The organism is Dolomitihabitans soli (assembly GCF_022213955.1).
GTDB lineage: Bacteria > Actinomycetota > Actinomycetes > Streptosporangiales > Streptosporangiaceae > Streptosporangium_A > Streptosporangium_A soli.
In genome coordinates, this window is sequence record NZ_JAKNTW010000027.1 from 48,458 (window position 1) to 74,129 (window position 25,672).

Consider the following 25,672-nt stretch of genomic DNA (forward strand, 5'->3'; position numbering starts at 1 on the left):
CCATGACCGACATCCTCATCGTCGGCGGTGGGCTCGGCGGTGTCGCCGCAGCCCTGGCCGCCTGCCGCGCGGGCCACGACGTCGTCCTCACCGAGGAGACGGACTGGATCGGCGGCCAGCTCACCGCGCAGGCCGTACCTCCTGACGAGCACCCGTGGATCGAGAGTTACGGAGCCACCGCCACCTATCGTGACGTGCGCGGCTCCATCCGCGACTACTACCGGCACTGGTACCCCATGACCGGCGGCGCGCAGCGCTGGCGCGAACTGAACCCCGGCGCCGGATATGTCAGCAAGTTGTGCCACGAACCACGCGTCTCCCTGGCGATCCTGCAGGCCATGCTGGCTCCCCACGTGGCCGCCGGGCGCCTGCGCATCCTCCTCGAACACCGCCCCGTCGAGGTCGAGGTGGACCGTGACCGCGTCAGAGCCGTCACACTGCTGGACATCCGCTCCGGCGACTCGCACACCATCGCCGCCGCCTATGTCCTCGACGCGACAGAGACCGGCGAGTTGCTGCCGCTGGCGAAGACGGAGTACGTCACGGGCGCGGAGGCCCGCAGCGAGCACGACGAGCCGCACGCGCCGGACGAGTACCAGCCGCTGAACATGCAGGGCATCACCTACTGCTTCGCCGTCTCCCACCACGAGGGTGAGAACCACGTCGTCGACCGGCCTTCGGACTACGGATTCTGGCGCGATTACCGGCCCGACTTCTGGCCTGGGCCGCTGCTCGGCTTCAGCGCACCGGACCCACGCACCCTGGAGCCCGAAGCCCGCTGGTTCGACCCCAACCCGCCCGGTGACCCCCGTGGGGTGCTGGCCGACCAGAGCGCTCAATCAGGGGACAAGGACCTGTGGATGTTCCGCAGGATCCTCGCCCGCGACCTGTTCGAGCCCGGCTTCGCCGCTTCCGACGTCACTTTGGTCAACTGGCCGCTGAACGACTACTGGCTGCGCCCGATCATCGAGGCGGACGCTGACACGGCGGCGCTGGCGCACAGCGAGGCCAAGCAACTGTCGCTGTCGTTGCTGTACTGGCTCCAGACCGAAGCGCCCCGCCCTGACGGCGGCACCGGCTTTCCCGGACTCCGGCTCCGCCACGACGTGGTCGGCACCGCCGACGGGCTGGCGAAGTCCGCCTATGTCAGGGAGTCAAGGCGCGTCCGCGCGGTCACCACCGTCACTGAGCACCACGTCTCCAGGGCCATCCTCGGCGACCGCGGCACGCTGCGGCACCATGACTCCGTCGGGGTCGGCGCGTATCGCATCGACCTGCACCCGTCGACCGGTGGGGACAACTACATCGACATCGCCAGCGTGCCCTTCGAGATCCCGCTCGGCGCGCTGCTGCCCGTCAGGATGCGCAACCTGCTGCCCGCGGGGAAGAACATCGGCACCACGCACATCTCCAACGGGTGTTTTCGCCTGCATCCTGTGGAATGGAATGTGGGTGAGGTCGCGGGCCATCTGGCGGCGTACTGCCTGCGCCGTGGGGTGGAACCGCAGGAGGTCAGAGAGAAGGAGACGTTGCTGGAGGAGTTCACCGGGGAACTGGACAAGATCGGGGTCGAGCGCCACTGGCCGGCACCGGCGGGCTACTGATCCTTTGCCCGCCGGCGTACGGCCGACGATCTCGGCCACCAGGGTGAGATCGAAGGCGCAGACCCACACTGAGGGCGCCGCGCTCACTGGGTGGTGAAGGGCGGGCAGATCTCGAAGGTCACTGATCGCTGCACCTGCCGCGGAGTCAGCAGCTTGAAGACGATCTGGTTCCGGCTCGGTGAGTCCAACCCCTGGGGCAGGTAGTGCTTCTGCGTCGAGTTCAGCGGAAGCGCAGGGCTGCGCCCCTTGTCGACGCCGTTGATGATCCACCGGTAGGTGTAGTCGACGGACCCGCCGGTGGGCTTGAGTACGGCGTAGACGGTCGTGCCGCTGCTCCAGCATCCCTGACTCAGCTCGGCGCCCTGCATGTGGATCGACACGCCGACTCCGCCGCCGGTCCTGGGTTTTGACGTGGTCTGCGTGGGCTTGGGGGTGGTCGATGTCTGGGTTGTGGGCTTCGTTGCCGGCTTGGGCTCAGCGGTCGGGGTCGGCTTCGCTGTGGAGGCGGGGCTCGGTTTCTTGGTCTTCTTCCTTGTCGGCGTGGGAGTCGGCGTGGGAGTCGGGGTCGGGGACGAGCTCGGGGGAGGGGATGAGATCGGCTGAGTTGTGATGGTTTGTGCCGTCGATGGCGGCCACCACCACACCACCGCCGCGGTGGCCAGGGCCGTGACCGTGGCGCCCCCGACGATCGGCAGCACCGGCAGTCGCTTGCCGCCCCGCCGTACGGGCTGAGTCGTGTTCCGCCGCCCCGGGCGCGTGGGTGGCGCGCCGCCCAGCAGGCGGAGCAGGACCTCCTCCATGTCGGGCCGGTCGGCCGGGTCCTTGGCCAGGCAGTCGAGCACGATCTCGCGCAGCGGCGGGGCCAGGTCGCCCACGTACGGCTCGTCGTTCAGGACACGCTTGATCACTGCCGGCATGGCGTCGATGCCGAACGGCGGCGTGCCCGTCGTGGCGAAGATGATCACCCCGGCCCAGGCGAACACGTCGGCCGGTGTCCCCACCGGCTCACCGGCGAGCTGCTCCGGCGCCATGTAGGCGGGGGTGCCGACGATGCTGCTGGTGACGGTGAGCGCGGCGTCGGTGGCACGGGCGATGCCGAAGTCGATCACACGCGGGCCGCCCGGGCCGAGCAGCACGTTGCCGGGCTTGAAGTCCCGGTGTGCCACGCCGGCGCGGTGGATGGCGGCCAGCGCGGTGGCCGTGGCCACCGCCAGCCGCTGCAGGTCGGCGCCCTGGTGGCGGCCCGCCTCCTGGAGCGAGGGGCCCTGGATGTATTCGGTGACGATGTACGGCACGCCGCCGAGCGAGGCGTCCAGCACCTGGGCGATGCAGAACGGCTCGACCCGGCGGGCGGCGGCGATCTCCTTGGCCAGCCGCTCGTCCCCGTTCCGCAGCACCTTGACCGCCACCCGCCGTCCCTCCGGGGCCTGGCCCAGGTAGACCACGCCCTGGCCGCCCTCGCCCAGCCGGGACAGGAGCCGATACCGGCCCACGAATTCCGGATCTCCCGGAGCCAGGGGATCCATCAGCTGTCGTCGTCGCAGTTCTCGAAGGTGGCGCTGCGCTGGATGCTGATGGGCGAGGTGATCCTCAGCACGACCTGGTGCGTCCCGAGTTCCATGATGGGGCCGTATTGCGGCAGCTGCGTGGCGCTTTCACGGGTGGCCCACTGGGAGGTCGCCACGACCTTGCCGTCCAAGACCCAGGAGTACTTGAAGTCGATGCCCGGCGGCCCCTCCACCATGGCCTTGATCAACGTGGCGCCGTAGAGGCAGTCGGAGGGCGGGTGCTTGTTCCCCATCGGCTCCACCGACAGGATCCGGATGTTCGGCTTGGCCGCGGGCTTGGGCGTGGTTCTCACGGTCGGCCGGCTGGTCGGCCGTTGCGTGGTGGGCCTCTCCGACGGTCGTTGCGTGGTGGGTTTCTCGGTCGGTCGTTGCGTCGTGGGCTTCTTGGCCGGCCGTTGCGTAGCGGGCTTCCTGGTCGCGGGTTTCGTCGTGGAGGGTTTCTCGGCCTCGGGTTTCGTGGTGACCGGCTGGGCCAGGGCGGACGGGGTCGGGCTTGGGTCGCCGGAGGACATCGCGAGCGTCGCGGTGGTGGCGATTGCGGCGATGGCGACCGCCCCGGCCGCGGCCGCCATCGCCTTGCGCCGGCCCCGCGCGGGTCGCCGGTGGCGTGAGGCGGTCGCCGGCCCCGATTCCCCGGTCGCCGCCGCCCCGCCGCCCAGCAGGCGCAACATCACATCCTGCATCGTCGGCCGATCGGCGGGATTCTTGGCCAGGCACTGCAAGGCGATGCCGCGCAGCGGTTGCGGGAGGGCGGCGAGCTGGGGTTCGTTGTGCAGGATGCGGTTGATCACCGCGGGCAGCGAGTCTTCGCCGAACGGCGGCGAACCCGTGGCGGCGAAGGCGATCACCGAGGCCCAGGCGAACACGTCGGCTGCCGGGCCCACCAGCTCACCGGCGAGTTGCTCGGGCGCCATGTAGGCAGGGGTGCCGACGATGCTGCTGGTGGCCGTGCGGGCCTGGTCCATCGCGCGGGCGATGCCGAAGTCGATGACCCGCGGGCCGTCCGGGGCGAGCAGCACGTTGCCGGGCTTGAAGTCCCGGTGGACGATGCCCGCCTGGTGGATGGCGGCCAGCGCGGTGGCCGTGGCCACCGCCAGCCGCTGCAGGTCGGCGCCCTGGTGGCGGCCCGCCTCCTGGAGCGAGGGGCCCTGGATGTATTCGGTGACGATGTACGGCACGCCGTCCAGCGAGGCGTCCAGCACCTGGGCGATGCAGAACGGCTCGACCCGGCGGGCGGCGTCGATCTCCTTGGCCAGCCGCTCGTCCCCGGTCCGCAGCACCTTGACCGCCACCGGCCTGCCGTCACCTGCTTGGCCGAGGTAGACGATACCCTGCCCGCCCTCGCCCAGCCGGCCGATCAGACGGTACACGCCGACCGCCGGTGGGTCGCCCTGCCGGAGCGGTTCGACGTTCGGCATGACGAGAGTGGCTCCAGGGACGAGTGCGACGGACCTCAGCACTTTAGCGACCAGAACCGATTTGCCCGGCTATATCGAGAAATCTTGCGCTACAAACTCATGCACCCCCTCCGTGGACGCAACCCCGGTTCTCGCGGGGGTGGACCGTCACGCGCGTCCCCACATGCTCCGCCGCGAGCGCGGTGGTGCCGGATAACCCGTCAGCGAGTCACCCGGCATGGCCGCCCACCGACCGGCCGGAGCGGACCCTATGGAGGATCTGACCCGGCCCACCGCCCAGCCAGCCGATCGCGGGCTGGGCCAGGTTGATTTCAGGACGGTTTCGGAGGCTTGACAACGGCAGAGCCGTGGTCGCATATTTTCACCACTAACTTTATTGCCGAAGAAAGCCTGGTCTCTCCTTATGGCAGGCACTGACCGCGGCGATCTGACCAGGACGGCGATCCTTGCCCTCCTGGGCACGCTCGGACCGCTCAGCCGTACCGATATCGCCCGAGAGCTGGACATCAGCCCGGCCACCGTCACGCAGCTCACCCGCGACCTGCTCGGCGCGGGCATGATGGAGGAGCTTGACCTCAAGCCCTCGCGCGGCGGGCGTCCCGCCCAGTTGCTCGGCCTCATCGGCGGCGCGGGCCGCGCCGTCGGCGTCAAGGTCACCGCTGACCACCTGGTGCTGGTCGACGTCCGTCTCGACGGAGTCGTCCTCGGCTCCTGGGAACGGCCCTTCGACCCGGCCTCGCCGCATTCGCTCGACGAGCTGGCCGCCGCGGTGGAGGTGACGCTCGACTCGCTGAGCGAGGGCCCCGTGTTGCTCGGCGTCGGCGTCGGGGTGCCGGGCGCCGTCGACGACCAGGCGGTCGGTACCGTCAACGCTCCGACGCTGGGCTGGCAGGGCATGCCGGTCGGTGAGCGGCTGCGCCGCAGGCTCAAGCTGCCGGTGCTGGTCGAGAACGACGTCAACGCGCTGGCGGCGGCCGAGCGCCTGTACGGGCGGGGCCGTACTCACCGCGACTTTCTCGTGTTCACCATCGGGCGCGGCGTCGGCGCCGCGATCGTCGCCGACGGCCGGGTGTACCGAGGCGCCCGGGGCGGCGCGGGCGAGTTCGGCCACGTGCCGGTGGCCGAGGACGGCCCGCCGTGCGGGTGCGGGTCGTACGGCTGCCTGGAGGCGTTCGTGGGCGCGGCGGGCCTGCTGGCGGCAGCGGCGGCCGGCGACCTCGGCACGCCGGGGCCCGCGTCGGTGGACGAGCTGGGCCGGGCTGCCACCCGGGGCTCGCGCGTGGCGCTGGACGTCTTCGCCGAGGCGGGTGCCATCTTGGGCAGGGCCGTCGCCGGGTTGATCAACGTGGTCGACCCCGAGGTGGTGGTCGTGCTCGGCGAGGGGGTCGCGCACTGGCCGTTCTGGCAGCCCGGCTTCGACCGTGCCGTCCGCGCGCAGCTCATGCCGGGGCGCCGCGACATCTCCATCGAGGTGGAGGGCTGGGACGAGACGAGCTGGGCGCAGGGCGCCGCCGCGCTGGTGCTGGCCACGCCGTTCGACGCCGCCGGGGCCGCCGGCGAGCAGGGCCGGCTGGTCCGCGCCCGGCTGATCGGGGCCCAGCCATGAGCCTGACCACGCAGGCGCCGCCACCGGTCAAGCGGCACGCCGCGCCGCCGCGCCGTACGGCAGGGCAGCGCTGGCGCTACGCGGGCACCGTCGCGATCTTCCTGCTGCCCAGCCTGGTCCCGCTCACCCTCTTCACCCTGATCCCGATGGCGGGCTCGCTCTGGGTCAGCCTGCACGAGTGGGATCTGCTGCAGCCGATGCGCTGGGTGGGCCTGGCCAACTACCTCGAACTGCTCGGCGAGGAGGAGACCAGAGCGGCCTTCCTGCACACGCTGTACTTCATCGCCGGCTACCTGCCCCTGGTCTACGCGGGCGGGCTCGGGCTGGCGATGCTGCTCAACCGGGCGATGAAGGGGCGCAACCTGTTCCGCGCCATCTACTTCCTGCCGGTGATCACCAGCTGGGTGGTCGTGGCGCTGATGTGGAAGTGGCTGCTCAACCCGGCCAGCGGCATCGTCAACTGGGCGCTCGGCGTGATCGGTGTCGAAGGGCCCGGCTGGTGGACCGATCCGCACTGGGCGATGCCGTCGATCATCCTCGCCTCGGCCTGGAAAGACCTCGGCTTCGTCATGATCATCCTGCTGGCGGGCCTGCAGGCCATCCCCGGCGAGTACCACGAGGCGGCCAGGGTCGACGGCGCCTCGGCCTGGCAACGGTTCCGGAGCATCACGCTGCCGCTGCTGTCGCCCTCGACCTTCTTCGTCGTCGTGATCTCCCTCATCAACGGCTTCCAGGTCTTCGACCAGGTGCACGTCATGACCGGCGGGGGCCCCGGCGGCGCCACCCAGGTCGCGGTGGAGCAGGTCTACAAGATGACCTTCGAGTACGGCAGAGCCGGCGCCGCCTCGGCGCTGTCGTGGCTGCTGTTCGCGGTCGTGCTGATGGTCACCCTGATCCAGGTCCGCGGCCAGCGCAAGTGGGTGAACTATGGGTAAGGCGCTGAGATACCTGCTGGTGACCACGGGCGCGCTGGTGATGTTGTTCCCGTTCGCCTGGGCGGTGATCACCTCGCTGACGCCCGACGGGGCGGTGCTCGCCTCCCCTCCGGACTTCACCCCGGAAGGGGCGGGGCTGGCGGCCTACGCGCGGCTGCTGGAGGCGCTGCCCTTCTGGCGCATCCTGGCCAACAGCGTCTGGATCGGCGTCGTGTCGACGGCGCTGCAGCTGATCACGAGCGCCATGGCCGCATACGCCTTCGCCCGCCTGCCGTTCCCGGGGCGCGGCGCGCTGTTCGCCGTCTACCTGGCCACGCTGATGGTGCCGCTGCAGGTGCTGATCGTGCCGTTGTTCATCGAGATGCGCACCTTCGACCTGACCGACACCTACTTCGCCGTGCTGGCGCCCACGATCGCCTCGGCCTTCGGGGTATTCCTGCTGCGGCAGGCCATTCAGCAGGTGCCCAGGGAGTTCGACGAGGCCGCGGTCCTGGACGGCGCCGGTCATCTGCGGATCTTCGTCTTCGTCGTCCTGCCGCTGATCCGGCCGGCGCTGGCCACCTTCGCCATCTTCGGCTTCATGGCCAGCTGGAACAGCTACCTGTGGCCGCTGGTGATCCTGCGCTCGCCGGAGTTCTTCACGCTGCCGCTCGGCCTGGCCGAGCTGCACGGCCGCTTCACCACCGAGTGGAACGTCGTCATGGCCGGATCCGTGGTCAGCGTCGTGCCGATCCTCATCCTCTACCTCTTCGCCCAGAAGCACGTCATCGCCTCAGTCGCCCAGTCCGGGCTCAAGTAAGGACCCCCCGTGAAGAAGACCATCGCCCTCCTGGCGCTCGCCGCGCTGGCCACCGCCTGCTCGCAGGGCTCGGCTACCAAGGACACCGCCACGGCCGAGGGCGGCAAGGTGACGTTGCGCTACTTCACCTTCTCCGCGGCTCCCGATCACGTGAAGGACCTCGACAAGATCGTCCTGGCGTTCGAGAAGGAGAACCCGACGATCGACGTGGTCGTCGAGACCGCGCCGTACGACCAGTACTTCACCAAGCTGCAGACCAGCATCGCCGGTGGCACCGCGCCCGACACCTTCGAGCTCAACTACGAGAACTTCGTCACCTACGCCAGCGCCGGCTCGCTGCTGGACCTCGGAACGGTCGCCGGTGACACCGCCCCGACCGGGTTCGCCGAGGAGTCGCTCAACGCCTTCAAGCACGACTCCAAGCAGTTCGCGCTGCCCGCCTCGTTCTCGACCGTGGTGCTCTTCTACAACAAGGAGCTGTTCGAGAAGGCCGGCGTCGCGCTGCCCACCGCCGACTGGACCTGGGCCGACGAGCAGGCCGCCGCCGAGAAGCTGACAGACAAGGGCGCCAAGGTTTACGGCGACTTCCAGCCGGTGCAGTTCTTCGAGTTCTACAAGGCGCTCAAGCAGGCCGGCGGCGAGTTCATGTCGCCCGACGGCAAGAAGTCGACCTTCAACAGCGCCGCAGGCGTCAAGGCCGCCACCTGGCTGGTGTCCAAGGTCGGCAAGACCATGCCTACGGAGGCGGAGATCGGCGGCACCGCCGACTACGACACCAACCTGTTCAAGTCGGGCAAGCTCGCCATGTGGCACAACGGCATCTGGCAGTTCGCCGGGCTGAAGGACGTGCCGTTCGAGTGGGACGTGGTCGCCGAGCCCGGTGACGTGACCAAGGCCAGCGCGGTCTTCCACAACTCGGTGGCCGCCTCGCCCGGCACCAAGCACGGCAAGGAGGCGTACGCCTGGGCGAAGTTCCTGTCCTCCTCGAACGTCGCGGCCACCACCCGCATCGAGTCGTCGTGGGAGCTGCCGCCGATCTCCGACCAGGCGGTGCTGGCCGGCTACCTGAAGGACCCCAAGCCGGCCAACCGGCAGGCGGTCTTCGACTCCCTCAAGTCGATCGCGCTGCCGCCCGTGATCAAGCGTCAGCAGGAGATGCAGGACGCGGTGACCCAGGAGCTCGGCAACGCGGCCGCCGGCCGGGTCTCCGTGGAGGAGGCGCTGACCGCGGCCGCGTCCAAAGTCGACGGCCTGCTCGGCTGACCCCCCGTCCACCAGGAGATATCAACCAGGAGAACTGACCCAGTGATCGTAGGAAGCGACCTGGCGCGGGCGCAGCTCGTGTCGCGCAGCATCGATGTGATCAGCATGCATCAGTCGCCGTCGGGGGCCTACCCAGCCAGTCCCACCTTCTCCGCCTACCGCGGCTACGCCTGGCTGCGCGACGGCGCGTTCATCGCCGAGGGCATGAGCCGGGCCGGGCAGGTCGCCGGCGCGAGCGCCTTCCACGCCTGGTGCGCCGAGGTGATCGGCGCCCGGCACGCCCGGGTGGAGGACCTGGTGCGCCGGGCCCGCGCCGGGCTGCCCGTGTCGGCGGCCGAGATGCTGCCCACCAGGTTCACTCTGGAGGGCGGCGACGGCGCCGACGAGTGGTGGGATCACCAGCTCGACGGCTACGGCACGTGGCTGTGGGCGCTGGCCGAGCACACCGCGCGGCACGGCGTGCGGGTGCCGGGAGCGGACGAGGCGGTGCGGGTCGCCGCCCTCTACCTGACGTGGTTCTGGAACCAGCCCTGCTACGACTGGTGGGAGGAGCACGTCGACCAGCGGCACGTCTCGACGCTCGGGGCCGTGCACGCGGGCCTGCGTGCGGCCGTGACCGGCGGCACCCTCCCCGGCGGCGAGGCCGCGGCCGCCTCGGAAGCAGTGGCCGAGATCGCCGCGCTGGTGGCCGAACAGGGCGTCGCCCCCGCGGGTCACCTGCGCAAGTGGCTGCCGAGCGCGCAGGGCGCCATGCCGGCGGAACCGGACGGGCCCGTCGCGCCGCTGCATGATCTGCACGCCGAGGGGCTTGGCGGTGACGCCGTCGACGCCTCCCTGCTGGCCTGCGTGGCGCCCTTCGGGCTCTATCCCGTCGACCACCCGGTGGCGGTGGCGACGGTTGCCGAGGTGGAGCGGCAGCTCGCCCGCGACGGCGGCGTGCACCGCTTCCGGGCCGACACCTTCTACGGCGGCGGCCGCTGGCTGCTGCTGGCGGGCTTCCTCGGCCTCAACCACGCGGCCGCGGGCCGCCGTGCCGAGGCGCTGCGCTACCTGGACTGGATGGCCGCCCAGGCCGACGAGGCGGGCGAACTGCCGGAGCAGGTGTCGGACGTGCTGCTCGCGCCGCGCCGACGCGAGGAGTGGCTGGAGCGGTGGGGGCCGGTGGCGCGTCCCCTGCTGTGGTCGCACGGAATGTATCTGATGCTCGCCGATGCGCTGGAGGTCCGCGCGTGATCACCCACCGCCCGTACGGCTCGGGCCACCCGTACGCCGAGACCCAGGATCAGCGAATCCCCGTCATTCCCATGGACGGTCAGGCGGTCGAGCTGCGGGTGCGCGCCGCCATGTCGGTGACCGAGCTGGCGTGCCAGTGGCGCGTCGACGGGCAGGACGTCGCCGAGCTCACCCTGGCCAGGGCCGGGCTCGCGGCCGCGGAGGCGGGGGAGGGGGAGGGTGACCAGGTCGACGGTGGTCACCTGGCCGCCGCGCAGGCCCGCGCGGCCCGAGCCGCGTCCGGCTCCTGGAGCGTCACCACGCCGTCGCTGCGGGCCGGCCACCACTACTCCTACAGGTTCGTCGCCACCACCGAAGGCGGCGCCCGCCGTACCAGCCGCTGGTTCGACGTCACCGCGGCGAGCTGGCAGGACTCCGGCGGCAAGCTGACTGTGCGCGGGTCCGACCGGACCCGGTCAGGCAGCGTGCGCTGGCTGATCGACGGCGACGGCGCTCTGCGCGGCCGCTTCGAGATCGCGTCGGCGCCGGGCGAGCACGTGGTCGGCTTCGGTGAGCGCTTCGACAGCGTCGACCAGCGCGGCAGGTCGCTTGACGCGGTCGTGTTCGAACAGTACAAGGCGCAGGGCGCGCACGGGCGCACCTACCTGCCGATGCCGTTCGCCATCGTGGTCGGTGGCGGCCGGAGCTGGGGCTTCCACGTGGCGACCTCACGTCGGACCTGGTACGACGTGGGCGACACGCTCGCCGTCGAGGCTGAGGGCGACGACCTGACCGTGACCTTCTACGAGGGCAGCCCGGCCGAGATCCTCGACGCCTTCCTCGGCGACGTGGGCCGGCCGACCGAGCTGCCCGACTGGGTCTTCCGCCTGTGGGCCAGCGGCAACGAGTGGAACACCCGGGCCCGGGTCATGGCCGAGATGGACGCCCACCGCGAGCACGACATCCCGGTCGGCGCGCTCGTCATCGAGGCGTGGAGCGACGAGAGCACCTTCACCGCCTTCCGGGGTGCGCAGTACGAGCCGGGGGAGGAGGCGCACACCCTCGCCGACTACACCTTTCCCGCCGACGGGCCGTGGCCCGACCCCAAGGGCATGGTGGACGAGCTGCACGAGCGCGGCATCAAGGTGCTGCTGTGGCAGATCCCGCTGCAGAAGATGCGCCCCCACCCCGGGCACCAGGCCGCCGTGGACGCGCGCCAGCTCGTCGAGTACGGATACGGCGTCAGGGAGGCCGACGGCCGGCCGTACCGCAACCGGGGCTGGTGGTTCCCGCTGGCGCTCATGCCCGACCTGTCCTCGCAGGAGGTGCGCGACTGGTGGACGGCCAAGCGCGCCTACCTCGTCGGGGAGGTCGGGATCGACGGGTTCAAGACCGACGGCGGCGAGCACGCCTGGGGCCACGACCTGCGCTACGCCGACGGCCGCTGCGGCGCCGACGGCAACGGACTGTTCCCGGTGCACTACGCCCGCGCCTTCGGCGACCTGCTCAGCAGGTACGGCAAGGCGCCGGTGACCTTCAGCCGTGCCGGATTCGCCGGATCCCAGTCACACGGAGCCTTCTGGGCGGGTGACGAGGACTCCACCTGGGAGGCCTTCCGCTCCTCGATCCGGGCGGGCATCACCGCCGGCGCCTGCGGCATCGTCTACTGGGGCTGGGACCTGGCCGGATTCTCCGGTGACGTTCCCGGCGCCGAGCTGTACCTGCGGGCGGCCGGTACGAGCACGTTCATGCCGATCATGCAGTACCACTCGGAGTTCAACCACCACCGCAGGCCGCTGCGCGACCGCACCCCGTGGAACGTCGCCGAGCAGACCGGCGACGAGAGGGTGATCCCGCTCTTCCGTGCCTTCGCCAAGCTGCGCGAGCGGCTGGTTCCCTACCTGGCGGGCGAGGCGGCCAAGGCCGTGCGCGGCGGCCCGCCACTGATGCGTGGCCTGTTCTTCGACCACCCCGGCGACGAGGCCGTCTGGGCGTACCCGCTGCAGTACAAGCTCGGCGACGCCCTGCTCGTCGTCCCCGTCACCGAGCCCGGCGCCGACCGGATCGAGGCCTACCTGCCCGAGGGCGCGTGGGTCGACGTCTGGACCGGCCACACCCACCGCGGCGGTGGCGTCCGCACGCTCGCCGCGCCCCTCGACCGGCCGCCGGTGCTCTGCCTCGCGGAGCGCTGGCCCGAGCTCTCAGCCGTCTTCTCCGTCTGAAGAGGAGCACCCCCCACGTGAAACGGTTACGGTCCGGCGCCGTCGTCGCGATCATCGTCCTGCTCGCCTCTCTCATTCATGCCCCGGCGTACGCGCTGGACGGCATCGCCCACAATCCCACCGGCATCGACGAGCTCTACTCCACCGAGCCCACCGAGCGCTCGCCGCGTGACCCGATGGCCGGCGAGAACGTCCAGATCAAGGCCACCACCTGGCCGATCGAGCCGGGCCAGAGCGTCTGGGTGACCTGGACCAAGAACGGGGTCGGCCAGACCCCGATCGGCGCCGCCTTCGACTACAACAACGGGAACAACTCCTACTGGAAGCTCAACCTGGGCGGCTTCGTCCGCGGCGACAAGATCTCCTACACGGTCAACGCGGACGTGAACGGAGCCGGGCAGCGCAGCACCGGCCCGTTCTCGTTCACCGTGACGTCGTGGAGCACCGTCACCAACGTGACCGGCTACACCGACAACGGCACCTCGGTGGACGTCACCACGGGCGACAGCGCGGGCAGCTTCACGCCGAAGATCCGCTTCGCCTTCCCCGCGCCGGACCGCTTCCGCACCCAGATCGCGCCGAGCGGCAGTGGGCTGAACATCTCCGGCGTGTCCGGCTACACGGTGACCAACTCGACCGGCACGCTGACCATCTCGACCAGCTCGCTGGTGCTGAAGATCCAGAAGACGCCCTACCGCCTGTCGGTCTACAAAGGCGACGGCACCACGCTCATCACCCGCCAGTACGACCCGGCGGTCTTCCGCAACATCGGCTGGGCCAGCGACGGCGCGACCACGATCACCAAGATCGAGGACCACTTCCTGTCGCCCGCGGGGGAGCGGTTCGAGGGCTTCGGCGAGCGCTACGACCGGCTGGACCAGCGCGGCACGGACGTGCACAACTACGTCTACAACCAGTACCGCGACCAGGGCGCCACCCGCAGGACCTACCTGAGCGTGCCGTTCTTCCTGAACTCGGCCGGCTACGGCGTCTATCTCCCCAGCACCCGCTACTCGATCTTCAACCTCAACACCCACCTCAGCGACCTGGCCGGATTCAGCGTCGACACCGGCGGAGCGCTGAACTCCACCCTCGACTACCACTTCTTCGCCGGCAGCCCGGCGGACATCGTCGACGACTACACGGCCGTCACCGGACGCCCGCAACTGCCGCCGAAGTGGGCCTTCGGCGTGTGGATGTCGGCCAACGAGTGGAACACGCAGGCCGAGGTCACCGCCGAGCTCGGCAACACCACCACCCACGACATCCCGCACACCGCCCTGGTACTGGAACAGTGGAGCGACGAGGCCACGTTCTACGTCTGGCACGGCGCGACCTACACCGCCAAACCGGGCAGCGGCAAACTCGCCTACTCCGACCTGACCTTTCCCGCCGGCACGGCCTGGCAGAACCCCCAGGCCATGATCACCGACGCGCACACTAAGGGGATCAAGGTGATCCTCTGGCAGATCCCGGTGCTGAAGGAGAACTTCGACACCAACCCCTCCACCCCGCCGCAGCAGCACCTCAACGACAAGGCCTACGCTCAGGCGCAGAACTACGTCGTGCCCGGCTACCGGATCCCGACCGGGCAGTGGTTCGGCGACTCGCTGGTACCCGACTTCACCGGCACCGCGGCCACCAACTGGTGGATGAGCAAGCGCGACCACCTCTTCGACATCGGCATCGACGGCTTCAAGACCGACGGCAGCGAGGCCATCTTCGGCCGCGGCGTAACCTTCGCCGACGGCCGCAAGGGCGACGAGATGCACAACGCCTACCCCAACAGCTACACCAGCGCCTACAACACCTACGTCAAGAGCAAGAACGCGCAGAACACGATCTTCAGCCGGGCGGGCACCTCGGGCGCGCAGAAGTACTCGATCTTCTGGGCGGGTGACCAGAACTCCAGCTTCTCCGCCTTCCAGGAGGCCGTGCGGGCGCAGCTCAGCGCCGGGCAGTCGGGCGTGCCGTACACCGCCTGGGACCTTGCCGGATTCACCGGCACCTTCCCCAGCGCCGAGCTCTATCTGCGCTCCACCGCGCAGGCGGCGTTCTCGCCGATCATGCAGTACCACTCCGAGAAGGCCAACCCGTCCGTCTCCGAGGCACGCACGCCCTGGAACGTGCAGGCGCGCACCGGCGACACCAGCGTGCTGCCGACCTTCCGCAAGTTCGCCAACGTGCGGATGAACCTGATCCCCTACCTCTACACCGAGGCCAAGGCCTCCTCGGCGACCGGCGTGCCGATGATGCGCGCGATGAGCTTCGCCTTCCCCGGCGACGCCACCGCCGCCCCGCTGGACCAGCAGTACATGTTCGGCTCGCAACTGCTGGTCGCTCCGATCACCGCGCAGGGCGCCACGTCCAAAAGCGTCTACCTGCCCGCGGGGGAGTGGTACGACCTTTGGAACGGCGGGCGCGCCACCGGCCCGGCGACCAAGACCTACCACGCCGGCCTGGACGGCATCCCGGTCTACGCCAAGCCCGGCGCGATCATCCCGCTCAACCTCAACGCCGACTACCAGCTCGGCGCGACGATCGGCAACAGCGTCACCAGTTACACCAACCTCGTCTTCCGCATCTACCCGGCCGGATCCACCTCCTACTCCTACTTCGAGGACTCGGCGGGCGTGAACCGCACCATCAGCTCGGCGGAGAACTGGGCCGCGCACACCGCGACGGTGACCGTACCGGCCCTGACCACGACCAGTACGCTGCAGGTCGCCTCCACCAAGCCGACCGGCGTCACCGGCGCCACCGCCCGCGCCAGCCTGGCCGCGCTCAAGACGGCCGCCGAAGGCTGGTGGTGGGACCCGGTGCAGCAGCTCACCCACGTCAAGCTCGCCTCCTCCGCCGCCAACCGGACGATCACGCTGAACGGCGTCGACAAGGCCGGCTACGAGGCCGAGTTCGCCACCGGCACCGGCACGTCCGTCAACACCGACCATCCCGGCTACACCGGCACCGGCTTCGTCGACGGCTTCAGCGCCTCCGGCGACACGCTCACCTTCCAGGCCAAGGCCGACGCGGGGGGCAGCCACTCGCTGAAGTTCCGCTACGCCAACGGCGTCGCCGCCACCGCCACGGCCACCGTGCAGGTCGACGGCGTCACCGTCGGCACCCTGTCCATGCCGTCGACCGGCAACTGGGACACCTGGGGCACCGCCACCATTCCGGTGACCCTGACCGCGGGCGCCCGCTCAGTCAAGATCCAGTACGGCAGCGGCGGCGTCAATCTCGACCATCTGGTGGTGGCACGCCCATGAGACGCGCCCTCCTCCTGCTGGCCGCCGTCCTGTTGCCGCTGCTGGTCGCGCCGCCCGCGCTGGCGGCCGTGCAGCGGGTCCAGTTCACCAGCGGCTCCACCTACCTGATCGTGGAGTTCCTCGACGACGATCTGGTGCACTTCGAGCTGGCCGACGGCACCAGCCCCGGCACCTCGTCGCCGCTGTTCACCACCCCGCAGGTCGCCAAGACCGACTACACCGGGCCGACGAGCTTCAACCAGAGCGGCAACACGCTGACCACGGCCTCGATGAAGGTCGAGGTCACCGCCGGCACGCTCTGCGTGAAGGTCTCCGACCCCACCCGGCTGCTGTACCAGGCCTGCCCGCGCAACCTGGCCGCGGCGTGGAAGGGCCTGTCGATCACGAAAGGCTCGATCCAGAACGCCTACGGCCTGGGCGAGCAGTTCTTCATGGGCGGCAGCGCCGACGGCGACTGGGTCGGCCGCACCCGCACCCCCGGCGGCACGTACGGCAACGCCATGGCCTACGACACCGACAACGGGCCCGTCGGCAACGCGCAGATCCCCGTGCTGTTCGCGGTCGGCGCTGCCAACCTCAACTACGGCCTCTTCCTCGACCAGGTCTACAAACAGGAGTGGAACCTCACCGGCGACCCGTGGACCGTCGACACCTGGGGCGACCAGGTGCGCTGGTACACCATGACCGGGGCCGACCTGCCCGACCTGCGCAAGGACTACATGGAGCTGACCGGCCGGCCGCCGGTGCCGCCGAAGAAGGCGTTCGGCATGTGGGTCTCGGAGTTCGGCTACGACAACTGGACCGAGATCGACAACCGGCTGAGCGGGCTGCGCACCGCCAAGTTCCCCGTCGACGGCTTCGTGCTCGACCTGCAGTGGTTCGGCGGTGTCGCGGCCGGCTCCGACAACACCCGGATGGGCACCCTCGCCTGGGACACCGCGAACTTCCCCAACCCGGCGACCAAGATCTCCTCACTGGCCTCGGCCGACGGGGTCGGGCTGATGACGATCGAGGAGTCCTACATCGGCAAGAACAACTCCGAACACGCCGACCTCGCCTCGCGCGGCTACCTGGTCCGCGCCGGGTGCGCGACGTGCGCGCCGACGTACCTGACCACCAACGACTGGTGGGGACGCGGCGGCATGATCGACTGGACGCAGGACGCGGCGGGCGACCACTGGCACACCACCAAACGCCAGCCGCTGGTCAACCAGGGCATCCTCGGTCACTGGCTCGACCTGGGCGAGCCCGAGATGTACGACCCGGCCGACTGGACCGCCGGCGTGCTGCCGGGCAAGCACGCCCACGCCGACTACCACAACGTCTACAACCTCAAGTGGGCGCAGAGCATCGCGCGCGGATACGCCACCGGCACCAAGCGGCCGTTCATGCTGGCCCGTTCGGGCGCGGGCGGTATGCAGCGGCACGGCGTGGCCATGTGGTCGGCCGACATCGGCTCCAAGCTGACCGCCCTGGCCCAGCAGCAGAACGTGCAGATGCACATGTCGATGTCCGGAATCGACTACTTCGGCTCCGACATCGGCGGGTTCCGCCGCGAGATGCTCGACTCGGATCTGAACGAGCTCTACACCCAGTGGTTCGCCGACGGCGCCTGGTTCGAGGTGCCGATCAGGCCGCACACCGAGAACCTGTGCAACTGCGCCCAGACCTCGCCCGACCAAGTCGGCCACACCGCCAGCAACCTGGCCAACCTGCGGCAACGCTACGAGCTGACGCCGTACTACTACTCGCTCGCCCACCGCGCCCACAGCACGGGCGAGCCGGTGGTGCCGCCGCTGGCGTACTACTACCAGAACGACGCGAACGTGCGGGAGATGGGCCACCAGAAGCTCATCGGCAAGGACCTGCTGGTCGGCGTCGCCGCCGGGCAGGGGGAGCGCGAGCGCGACATCTACCTGCCCGCGGGCATCTGGTACGACTACGCCACCGGGGAGAAACTGACCAGCACCGGGCAGTGGTTCCCCGACCGGCCGCTGTGGGTCAACGGCACCTTCCGGCTGCCGGCCTTCGCCCGCGCCGGGGCGATCATCCCGAAGATGTTCGTCGACGACAAGACGATGAACGTCATCGGCAGGCGCACCGACGCCACCACCCGCAACGAGCTCATGGCCAGGGTCCACACCGGCCCCTCCAGCAGCTTCACCCTCTACGAGGACGACGGCGCCACCACCGCCTACCAGGGCGGAGCCGTCCGAACCACGGCCCTCAGCCAGCAGCTCAGCGGCGCGGTTGCCACCGTCACCGTGGCCGCCTCCAGCGGCACCTACACCGGGGCGCCGTCGTCGCGGCAGAACGTCATCGAGTTGGTGGCCGACACCCAGGCGTCCGCCGTCACGCTCAATGGCACCGCGCTCACCCAGCACGCCACCAAGGCGGCCTTCGACGCAGCGGCCAGCGGCTGGTACAACGCGGGTGGCAACCTGATCGTCGCCAAGTCGGCGTCGCTGTCCGTCACGGCCGCCAAGACCTTCGCCTTCACCCTCGGGCAGGCGCCGGTCTCGGTCACCCTTTCTTGCGCCAACGGCACCACCACCAGCGGCCAGGCTGTGTACGCCGTCGGAAACCTGCCCCAACTCGGCAACTGGTCGGTGGCCAGTGCGGTGAAGCTGTCGCCGACGGCTTACCCGACGTGGACGGGCACGGTGTCCAAGCTGCCGCCGAACACCGCAGCCGAGTGGAAGTGCGTCAAGCGCCAGGAAGCCAACTTCCCGGACACGGCCGACTTGTGGGAGCCGGGAGGCAACAACACATTCACCACGCCGTCGGTGGGCTCAGCAGGCACCAGCACGGGCGCCTTCTGACCAGAACCCTCCACTTGCCGGCGCCTCCCCCTCGGTGGCGGGGCGCCGGCAAGCCACACCGCCGGCAGACCGGCCCGGCCGATGCCGGAGGGCTTCCAGCAAAATCCTTGGCCTGCTGGAAGCAGCCGAGGACGAAGAGCAGCCGACCTTCGGCACACAGGCGATCTCCGGCGCGAAGAGGGTCGCCTGCAAGACGGTGGCGGATGAGTTCTACGGCGCGGTCAAGCTGTACGCACCGTCACAACTGGTTCCTGATCGGTTCCGGTGTGTCCGGGACCGGCTGTGCGAGGTAGTCCGCCACCTCGGCGGGGGTGAGGAGGCGGGCTTCGCGCAGGATTTCCAGCGACTCCCGCCAGGACTCCCTGGCTTCCTCATGCCGCCCCAGGTCGTACAGGGTGTGGCCGAGCCACCAGCAGGACACGGCGGCACCCATGGCGTATCCGACCTCGCGCTGGAGTTTGATCGCATGCTGGTACATCTCGACGGCCTCAAGGAGCATTCCGTGGGCCCGGTAGGCGTCGGCCAGGGTGTCGTGGGCGATGCCGAGGCCACCGATGTTGTCCAGTTCCTCCATCATCGCCAGGGCATGCCGCGCCTCGCCCACGGCTTCCCCGTATCTCCCCTGGCGGTAGTAGACGTGCACCTGATTGTTACGAACGTAGGCCTCATGATCCCTGCGCTTCGTCCGTTCGGTGATGACGAGGGCGCTCCCCAGCGCGGCGAGCGCGTCGTCGTAGCGGTCCATCATGGTGTAGCTGATGCCGAGGTCGTTGAGAACCCCTGCCTTCCGGTCCGGCAGCCCGGCCCGGTCCCAGCAGACCAGGGCGTCCTCTAGGCGGGATACGCACTCCTGAAAGCGCCCGAGCTGCTGGTGGACGGAGCCGAGCCCCTGCAACAGGGACGCCTGGGCCGCCCAGTCCTCCTCTTCCCTGGCCAGCCGCAGCGCCTCCTCGCTCACCTCGATGAGCTCCGAGAACCAGCCCCGACAGTCGAACAACCATTGAGCGATGTTCGCGAGCCCCGCCGTTGAAGAATCGGCGTCACGCGCCGCCAGCCGTACCGCGGCCAGCAGGTTGTCCCGCTCGCGCTCGACCCAGTCGTTGGCGGCCGCCAGGGTGGCGAGTTCCTCCCCGGGCCGCTCGGCGGGGAACCGATCCGCGTCCACGCGGCCGTTGTCCAGCAGCGCGGAGGCCCGTTGCGCGGTGGCCAGATAGTGGTGCAGCACGCGACCGACCGCGCTCGCCCCTTCCTCGTCGGGGACGTTCTGCTCCCGCGCGTACAGACCGACGAGGTCGTGGAACTGGTAGCGACCCGGCCCGGCAGGTTCGAGCAGGCGGGCATCCGTCAGGTGCTCCAGAGCGGCCTCGGCGCGATGCTCGGACCAGTCGGCCAGTGCGGACGTGGTGGCCGGGGTGTGCGTGGGCAGATCCAGCAGCCCGAGCAGGGCGAGCAGCCGCGCCGCGTCCCGTCCGGCTGGTTCCTCGTGCAACTGCTGGTGGCTGAATGCGATGCTGGCGCGTACGGCCAGATCGGCGTACTCCAGCAGGTCGAGCCGCCGGGTGGCGTCGGCCAGCCGTACCGCGAGATCGGAGAGCGACCAGTCGGGTCGGGCTGCCAGGCGGGCTCCCGCGATGCGCAGGGCGAGCGGGAAACCGCCACAAAGCCGTACGATCTCCTCCGCCGCCCGCGGTTCAGCCTCTACGCGATCGGATCCGACGACCCGGGCGAGCAGCGTGACGGCGGCGGTGTCGTCGAGCCTGCCGAGGTGCAGGTGCCGGGCGTTGTCCAGGGTGGCCAGCGGATCGCGGCTGGTGACCAGGACGCGGCAGCCCTGCCCGGCGGGCAGGAGTGGGCGGACCTGACGCACATCGCGGGCGTTGTCGAGGATCACCAGCAGGTTGCCTGTGGCGGTGAGCGAGCGGTATCGGGCGGCTGCCTCCTCGGTGTCCGCGGGTACGGCGGCGCCGTCCAGTCTCAGGGAGCGCAGCAGGTGGCGGAGCGCTTCGATGGGCGCCAGTGGGGTGAGCCCGGCGGTGGAACCGTGCAGGTTCACGTAGATGACGCCGTCGGTGAAGCGCCCGGCCACGGCATGAGCGACATGTACGGCAAGCGCGGACTTGCCGATGCCGCCGGGCCCGTTGATCACGGTGACCGCGGCGCCGTTCACCAGGTCGGCGTGGAGCCGCTCGATCTCGGCCGCCCGCGCGGTGAACGCCCGGGTGTCGGCGGGCAACTCGGCCGGGGTGAGGTGTCGGGCCGGCGTGGCCTGCTGCGCGGGGGCCAGGTCGAGCACCGGATCCTTGACGAGCACGGCCTGGTGGAGGCGGCGCAGTTCGGCGCCGGGCTCGATGCCCAGTTCCTCGACCATGATCTGGCGCAGGCGCTGGTAGACCTCGAGCGCCTCGGGCACCCGCGCGTCGCGGTACTGGGCGAGCATGAGCTGGGCCGCGGGCCGCTCCCGCAGCGGGTGCGCTCTGACGTGCGCGGTGAGCACGCCGGCCACGGCGCGATGGTCACCGGCGGCCAGGCGCAGCTCGATATGGTCCTCCAGTACGGTCAGCCGCTCCGCCTCCAGCCGGTCGGTCTCGATCTTCGCCCAGGGCGCGTCCAGCTCGGCCAGCGCCGGGCCCCGCCACAGCCCGAGCGCCTGGCGGAACAGCGCGTCAGCGGTCGCCGTCGCACCTTCCGCGCGGGCGGAGCGCGCCCGCGCGGACAGGCGAGTGAAGGCGTGGGCGTCCACATGGTCGCGGTCGACCGCGAGCAGATAACCTCCGGGCACGGTCTGGATGATCTCCGCACCGCCGTAGGGGGCGAACGTCTCCCGGAGCTTCGACACCACGATGTGCAGCTGCTTGGCCGCGGTCATGGCGGAACTGTGCGCCCACACGTCGGCGAGAAGCCGATCAGTGGGTACGGCCTGCCCCGCGGCCAGGGCGAGCCGGGCGAGTACCCCGATCCGTCGTAGCCCGGCGATCTTCACCGGGATACCGTCGGCCTCGACCTCCCAGGGGCCAAGGCACCTGATCTCCAGCCTCAAGGGAGTGCTCCCGTCGTCAACGAAGAGTCGGAAGTCTAATGATTTGGGCTGCTATGACGCTGGCATGTTCCACGCTCTACCGCTCCCGGTCGGTACGGCGGCCGGCGCTGCGCCGGGTCAGAGGGCGTCACCCTGGAGGCCATCCGGCCTGCCCGGTGCTCCCTTGTGAGGGTTGACCGCACGTTATAGCGGTCTACGCCCTAATGTCCAGATCGAAGAGGTGTACGGCGTTGCGCCACGGACGACCGCGAGGCCGATCTGGACCGGATCGAGGAGGTCACCCGTGCCGCTCGAAACTCGAACCTGAGGTGTGAACTGGGACGACCAATCGGCCAGTGGCGATAGTGAACCGCGTTACCGCCAGCCAGCGCTCCGACGCGGGTGGCCGGTGCCGCCCTCGCGCAGTCGTCCCCCTGACGTCAGGGAAGGTTCGGATGAGATCCGTGCGCGAACTGCACGGTGATGGACAAGCCGCCTTGGGGGCGTGCGCCGGCGGTGAGGGTGGCGTGGTGAGCTTGCGTGACGGCATTGACGATGGCGAGGCCGAGGCCGTAGCCGTCGCGGCGGCCGTGACGATCGGGCGCCAGTTTCTGGAAGGGTTGGAAGAGGCGCTGGATCTGGTCGTCGGGGATGGCCGGCCCGCTGTTGGTGACCGTAAGGGCCACCTGCGTGCCGGAGGTCTGCGTGGTGACCTTTACGTGCCCGTCCGCGTGGTTGTGGTGGATGGCGTTGTCGATGAGGTTGGCGACGAGGCTTTCGATCAGTCTCGGATCCCCGGCCGTCACTGCGGGCGTCAGGTGTTCGGCTAGGTCGATGCCGTTCCGCGTTGCTTGGTCGCGGCGGGAGGCGAGCACTCCTTCGACGACGTGGGCGAGGTCGAGGGTGTCCCAGCGGGTGACGCCGCGCTCGCTGGTGGCCAGAGCGAGCAGTGCTCCGACGAGCCGCTCCTGGTGTTCGCCAAGAGCGAGGGCGTCCTGGCAGGCCGAGCGCAGGGTGTCGGTGTCGGCATCGGGGTCGGCGAGAGCGACTTCAAGAAGGGTGCGCAGGCCGGCGAGAGGGGTGCGCAGCTCGTGGGAGGCGTTGGCGACGAAGTGGCGTTGGGCGTCGAAGGAGGCTTGCAGGCGGGCGAACAGGTCGTCGAGGGTGTGGCCGAGTTCGGTCAGCTCGTCCGTGGGCTCGCCGAGGTCAAGGCGCTGGTGGAGGTTTCCGGCGGAGATGATCTTGGCGGTTGCGGTGATGGCGCGCAGCGGGTGCAGGAACCGGCCGGCGACGTACCAGCCGAGAGTCAGGGCGATGGGAATCAGGAGGACCAGGGCGACGGCGGATCCCGTGAGGAGTTGGGGCAGGCTGATCCCGGGCCCGGCTCCGGTGATCGTGCTCGATGAGGGGTGGTCTTTGGGGGTGGTCGCCTGGATGCCGGCGAGCGGGACGGCGACGAATACGACCACGAAGACCCCCGCGGCGTAGATGCCCGCCGCGTAGGCCAGCGCGAGCCGCGTCTGCAGCGACCTGCCGGCGAGCGTCTGGGTGGTCATGACGGTCCGATGCGGTAGCCGCCTTCGCGGATGGTCTCGATCACGGGCGGGCCGCCGAGCTTGGCCCGCAACCGGTGCATGGTGTGCTTGACGGCGCTGCTGAAGGGGTCGGCGGCCTCGTCCCAGACGCGCTCCAGCAGCTCCTCGGCGGAGATGACCAGGCCGGGTACGGCGAGCAGGCATTCGAGCAGGGCGAACTCCCTGGGGCTCAGGTCAAGGCGCCGACCGGCCCGGGACGCGGTACGGCGGGCCGGATCGAGGGTGATGTCCCCGCATGCCAGGGTGGGCGGCAGCGGCGGAGTGGCGCGGCGGGCCAGGGCACGGACGCGGGCGACCAGTTCGGCGAACGCGAACGGCTTGGGCAGGTAGTCGTCGGCGCCGAGCCTGAGCCCGTCGACGCGGTCCTCGATCGTGCCGGAGGCGGTGAGCATCAGTACGCGGGTCGCGCAGCGGCCGTGGGCGAGTCGCCGGCAGATCTCGTCTCCGTGGACGCCGGGCAGGTCGCGGTCGAGGATCACCACGTCGTAGCGGGTGGCGGCCAGGCGGTCGAGGGCGTCGGTTCCATCCAGGACGACGTCGACGGCCATGCCCTCGCGGCGCAGCCCGGTTCCGATGGAGCGGGCGAGGACCTCGAAGTCCTCGACGACGAGGACCCTCACCGCCATTCACCGCCGGTCGTCGTGCGGGCGTGGCGGTCGAACCGGCCGCCGGGTCGGGGTGCCATGGGCCAACGATGCCAGATCCCCGGTCGCAGCCCGGTCGCAGCGGCTGCGACCGGGCTGGAACCGGGTGCCGCGTACAACCGTCGGCATGAGTCCATTCACGACCTACCGATCCAGTCAACGGGCCGGGCAGGACCGTTTCCCTCAGTTGCTGCGCACGGAGTGGACCAGGTTCCGCTCCGTGCGGGGCTGGATGCTCGCCATGGCGGCCTCCGTGCTGGTCACCGTGTCGCTCGGACTGCTGGTCGCCGGGGGCGCCCGCAGCACCTGCGTGACCTGGAAGGGCGACGGCCCCTGCCCCGCGCCTTTGGTGGGTCCCGATGGCACGGCGGTGACGGACAAGTACTACTTCGTGCATCAGCCACTCAAGGGGAACGGCAGCATCACCGCCCGTGTGTCGGACATGACCGGGCAGATGCGGATGCCGGACGCCGTACCCGGGGTGCGCAACGTCAAGGGAGGGGTGGTGCCGTGGGCGAAGGCCGGGCTCCTCGTCAGGGAGAGCCTCACGCAGGGCACGCCGTACGCCGCTGTCATGATCACCGGCAGTCACGGCGTGAGGATGCAGCACAACTTCACCCACGATGTGGCCGGCGGTCCGGTGCAGGGGCCACGGTGGCTGCGGCTGACCAGGTCGGGCGACACTCTCACCGGCTATGAGTCAGGCGACGGCAAGACGTGGACCGAGGTCAGCACGGTCAAGCTGACCGGGCTGCCGGAGACGGTCGAGATCGGGCTGTTCGCCGCCTCGCCAGGCGCGTTGTGGCAGATGGCGCAAGCCTTCGCCCAGGCCACCGCCACCTTCGACCAGATCAAGCTGCAGGGCGCGAACGGTTCGTGGCGGCGTGACGACGTCGGCGTCTCCTTGGGGCCCGACGGCAAGACCCCGCATCACCCGGGCGGGGTCGTCGAGTCCGGCGACAAGCTCCTCGTGACCGGGGTCGGGGACATCGGGCCCGCCACGGCGGGGGGCGGTCTGCGCGCTGACCTCATGCTGATCGGCGGGGCCGTGGGGCTGATCCTGGTGCTCGTGGTGGCGGTCTCGTTCTGCACGGCGGAACGCCGGCGGGGGCTGATCGGGACCGGTCTGCCGGCCGAGCCGCATCCAGCGCGGCTGCTGGCGGCCAAGGCCGTGGTGGTCGGCGCGGTCGCGTTCGTGGCGGGGCTGGTGACCTCGGGGGTCGTGGTCCCTGTCGGCCTGGCGATGTTGCGTGCCAATCAGAACCCGATTCAGCCGATCACCCTGGGTACCGAGCTGCGGGTGATCGTCGGCTACGCGGCGCTGACGGCGGCCGTCGCCGTGCTGGCTCTGGGCCTGGCCGCGCTGGTCAAGCGGGGCATCGTCGCCATCGGGCTGGCCATCGCGCTGGTCGTCGTGCCCTACCTGCTGGCGACCGCGGGCCTGGCGCCATGGCTGCTGATGATCACCCCTGCCGCCGGGTTCGCGATCACGCAGAGCGTCCCCGCGTTCGCGCATGTGGACGTGGACCAGTCACTACTCGGGGGCTATTACCCGCTCCCGCCATGGGCGGGGTTGACCGTGACCTGCGGATATGCCGCCCTCGCCCTCGGGGCGGCGATAGCCGTACACCGATTGCCTATGCGCAATCGGCGGCCAGGTGTGCGGTTTCGCCTGCGGGGGTGAGCTGCTCACCGTCTT

15 protein-coding genes are annotated in these 25,672 nt (G+C 70.2%); 10 read left to right on the plus strand and 5 right to left on the minus strand.

Features of this window, described 5'->3' with window-relative positions; genetic code table 11:
• The first annotated feature begins 2 nt into the window (after positions 1-2).
• Positions 3-1,604: an FAD-dependent oxidoreductase gene (locus tag MBA17_RS37195; RefSeq protein WP_238502251.1), complete on the plus strand. Its 1,602-nt coding sequence runs from the start codon at positions 3-5 to the stop codon at positions 1,602-1,604.
• Between the two features lie 83 nt (positions 1,605-1,687).
• Here MBA17_RS37195 and MBA17_RS37200 read toward each other — a convergent pair whose 3' ends face one another.
• Complete coding sequence (locus MBA17_RS37200; RefSeq protein ID WP_238502253.1) at positions 1,688-3,130, minus strand: serine/threonine protein kinase; 1,443 nt, start codon at positions 3,128-3,130, stop codon at positions 1,688-1,690.
• On the minus strand, positions 3,130-4,590 hold the full coding sequence (locus MBA17_RS37205) for a serine/threonine-protein kinase (RefSeq protein WP_238502255.1): 1,461 nt from the start codon (positions 4,588-4,590) through the stop codon (positions 3,130-3,132). Before MBA17_RS37205 ends, MBA17_RS37200 begins: the two co-directional genes overlap by 1 nt.
• 403 nt (positions 4,591-4,993) lie before the next feature.
• On the opposite strand from MBA17_RS37205, the gene MBA17_RS37210 reads away from it, so the two are divergent.
• From MBA17_RS37210 to MBA17_RS37245, 8 genes are read left to right on the plus strand one after another with little or no spacing between them, the layout of a single operon-like run.
• Positions 4,994-6,196 carry an ROK family protein gene (locus tag MBA17_RS37210; RefSeq protein WP_238502256.1) on the plus strand — a complete coding sequence of 401 codons (1,203 nt, stop codon included), beginning with the start codon at positions 4,994-4,996 and terminating at the stop codon, positions 6,194-6,196.
• Positions 6,193-7,131, plus strand: a complete 939-nt coding sequence (locus MBA17_RS37215) for a carbohydrate ABC transporter permease (protein WP_238502257.1) — start codon at positions 6,193-6,195, stop codon at positions 7,129-7,131. The genes MBA17_RS37210 and MBA17_RS37215 overlap by 4 nt, the downstream gene beginning before the upstream one ends.
• Complete coding sequence (locus MBA17_RS37220; RefSeq protein ID WP_238502258.1) at positions 7,124-7,930, plus strand: carbohydrate ABC transporter permease; 807 nt, start codon at positions 7,124-7,126, stop codon at positions 7,928-7,930. Before MBA17_RS37215 ends, MBA17_RS37220 begins: the two co-directional genes overlap by 8 nt.
• A gap of 9 nt (positions 7,931-7,939) precedes the next feature.
• The gene (locus MBA17_RS37225; RefSeq protein WP_238502259.1) at positions 7,940-9,193 is read left to right on the plus strand and encodes an ABC transporter substrate-binding protein; all 1,254 of its coding nucleotides are present in this window, start codon (positions 7,940-7,942) and stop codon (positions 9,191-9,193) included.
• Positions 9,194-9,235: 42 nt separating this feature from the next.
• Positions 9,236-10,426: a glycoside hydrolase family 15 protein gene (locus tag MBA17_RS37230; protein WP_238502260.1), complete on the plus strand. Its 1,191-nt coding sequence runs from the start codon at positions 9,236-9,238 to the stop codon at positions 10,424-10,426.
• The gene (locus MBA17_RS37235) at positions 10,423-12,627 is read left to right on the plus strand and encodes a glycoside hydrolase family 31 protein (RefSeq protein WP_238502261.1); all 2,205 of its coding nucleotides are present in this window, start codon (positions 10,423-10,425) and stop codon (positions 12,625-12,627) included. Before MBA17_RS37230 ends, MBA17_RS37235 begins: the two co-directional genes overlap by 4 nt.
• A 17-nt stretch (positions 12,628-12,644) precedes the next feature.
• A complete protein-coding gene (locus MBA17_RS37240) occupies positions 12,645-15,896 on the plus strand; it encodes a TIM-barrel domain-containing protein (RefSeq protein WP_238502262.1) in 3,252 nt (1,083 codons plus the stop codon).
• Positions 15,893-18,718, plus strand: a complete 2,826-nt coding sequence (locus tag MBA17_RS37245; RefSeq protein WP_238502263.1) for a TIM-barrel domain-containing protein — start codon at positions 15,893-15,895, stop codon at positions 18,716-18,718. The genes MBA17_RS37240 and MBA17_RS37245 overlap by 4 nt, the downstream gene beginning before the upstream one ends.
• 238 nt (positions 18,719-18,956) lie before the next feature.
• Here MBA17_RS37245 and MBA17_RS37250 read toward each other — a convergent pair whose 3' ends face one another.
• From MBA17_RS37250 to MBA17_RS37260, 3 genes are all read right to left on the minus strand, one after another.
• Positions 18,957-21,755, minus strand: a complete 2,799-nt coding sequence (locus MBA17_RS37250; protein ID WP_238502264.1) for an AfsR/SARP family transcriptional regulator — start codon at positions 21,753-21,755, stop codon at positions 18,957-18,959.
• A 419-nt stretch (positions 21,756-22,174) separates the two neighbouring features.
• Positions 22,175-23,290: a sensor histidine kinase gene (locus MBA17_RS37255; protein ID WP_238502265.1), complete on the minus strand. Its 1,116-nt coding sequence runs from the start codon at positions 23,288-23,290 to the stop codon at positions 22,175-22,177.
• A complete protein-coding gene (locus MBA17_RS37260) occupies positions 23,287-23,949 on the minus strand; it encodes a response regulator transcription factor (RefSeq protein WP_238502267.1) in 663 nt (220 codons plus the stop codon). The genes MBA17_RS37255 and MBA17_RS37260 overlap by 4 nt, the downstream gene beginning before the upstream one ends.
• A gap of 151 nt (positions 23,950-24,100) precedes the next feature.
• On the opposite strand from MBA17_RS37260, the gene MBA17_RS37265 reads away from it, so the two are divergent.
• Positions 24,101-25,657, plus strand: a complete 1,557-nt coding sequence (locus tag MBA17_RS37265; protein ID WP_238502269.1) for a DUF1349 domain-containing protein — start codon at positions 24,101-24,103, stop codon at positions 25,655-25,657.
• Positions 25,658-25,672 lie beyond the last annotated feature (15 nt).

Excerpts from the sequence above, each read along its gene's own strand:
- MBA17_RS37195 (WP_238502251.1), top strand. The coding sequence starts at position 3 with ATGACCGACATCCTCATCGTCGGCGGTGGGCTCGGCGGTGTCGCCGCA.
- MBA17_RS37200 (WP_238502253.1), bottom strand. The coding sequence starts at position 3,130 with ATGGATCCCCTGGCTCCGGGAGATCCGGAATTCGTGGGCCGGTATCGG.
- MBA17_RS37205 (WP_238502255.1), bottom strand. The coding sequence starts at position 4,590 with ATGCCGAACGTCGAACCGCTCCGGCAGGGCGACCCACCGGCGGTCGGC.
- MBA17_RS37210 (WP_238502256.1), top strand. The coding sequence starts at position 4,994 with ATGGCAGGCACTGACCGCGGCGATCTGACCAGGACGGCGATCCTTGCC.
- MBA17_RS37215 (WP_238502257.1), top strand. The coding sequence starts at position 6,193 with ATGAGCCTGACCACGCAGGCGCCGCCACCGGTCAAGCGGCACGCCGCG.
- MBA17_RS37220 (WP_238502258.1), top strand. The coding sequence starts at position 7,124 with ATGGGTAAGGCGCTGAGATACCTGCTGGTGACCACGGGCGCGCTGGTG.
- MBA17_RS37245 (WP_238502263.1), top strand. The coding sequence starts at position 15,893 with ATGAGACGCGCCCTCCTCCTGCTGGCCGCCGTCCTGTTGCCGCTGCTG.
- MBA17_RS37255 (WP_238502265.1), bottom strand. The coding sequence starts at position 23,290 with ATGACCACCCAGACGCTCGCCGGCAGGTCGCTGCAGACGCGGCTCGCG.
- MBA17_RS37265 (WP_238502269.1), top strand. The coding sequence starts at position 24,101 with ATGAGTCCATTCACGACCTACCGATCCAGTCAACGGGCCGGGCAGGAC.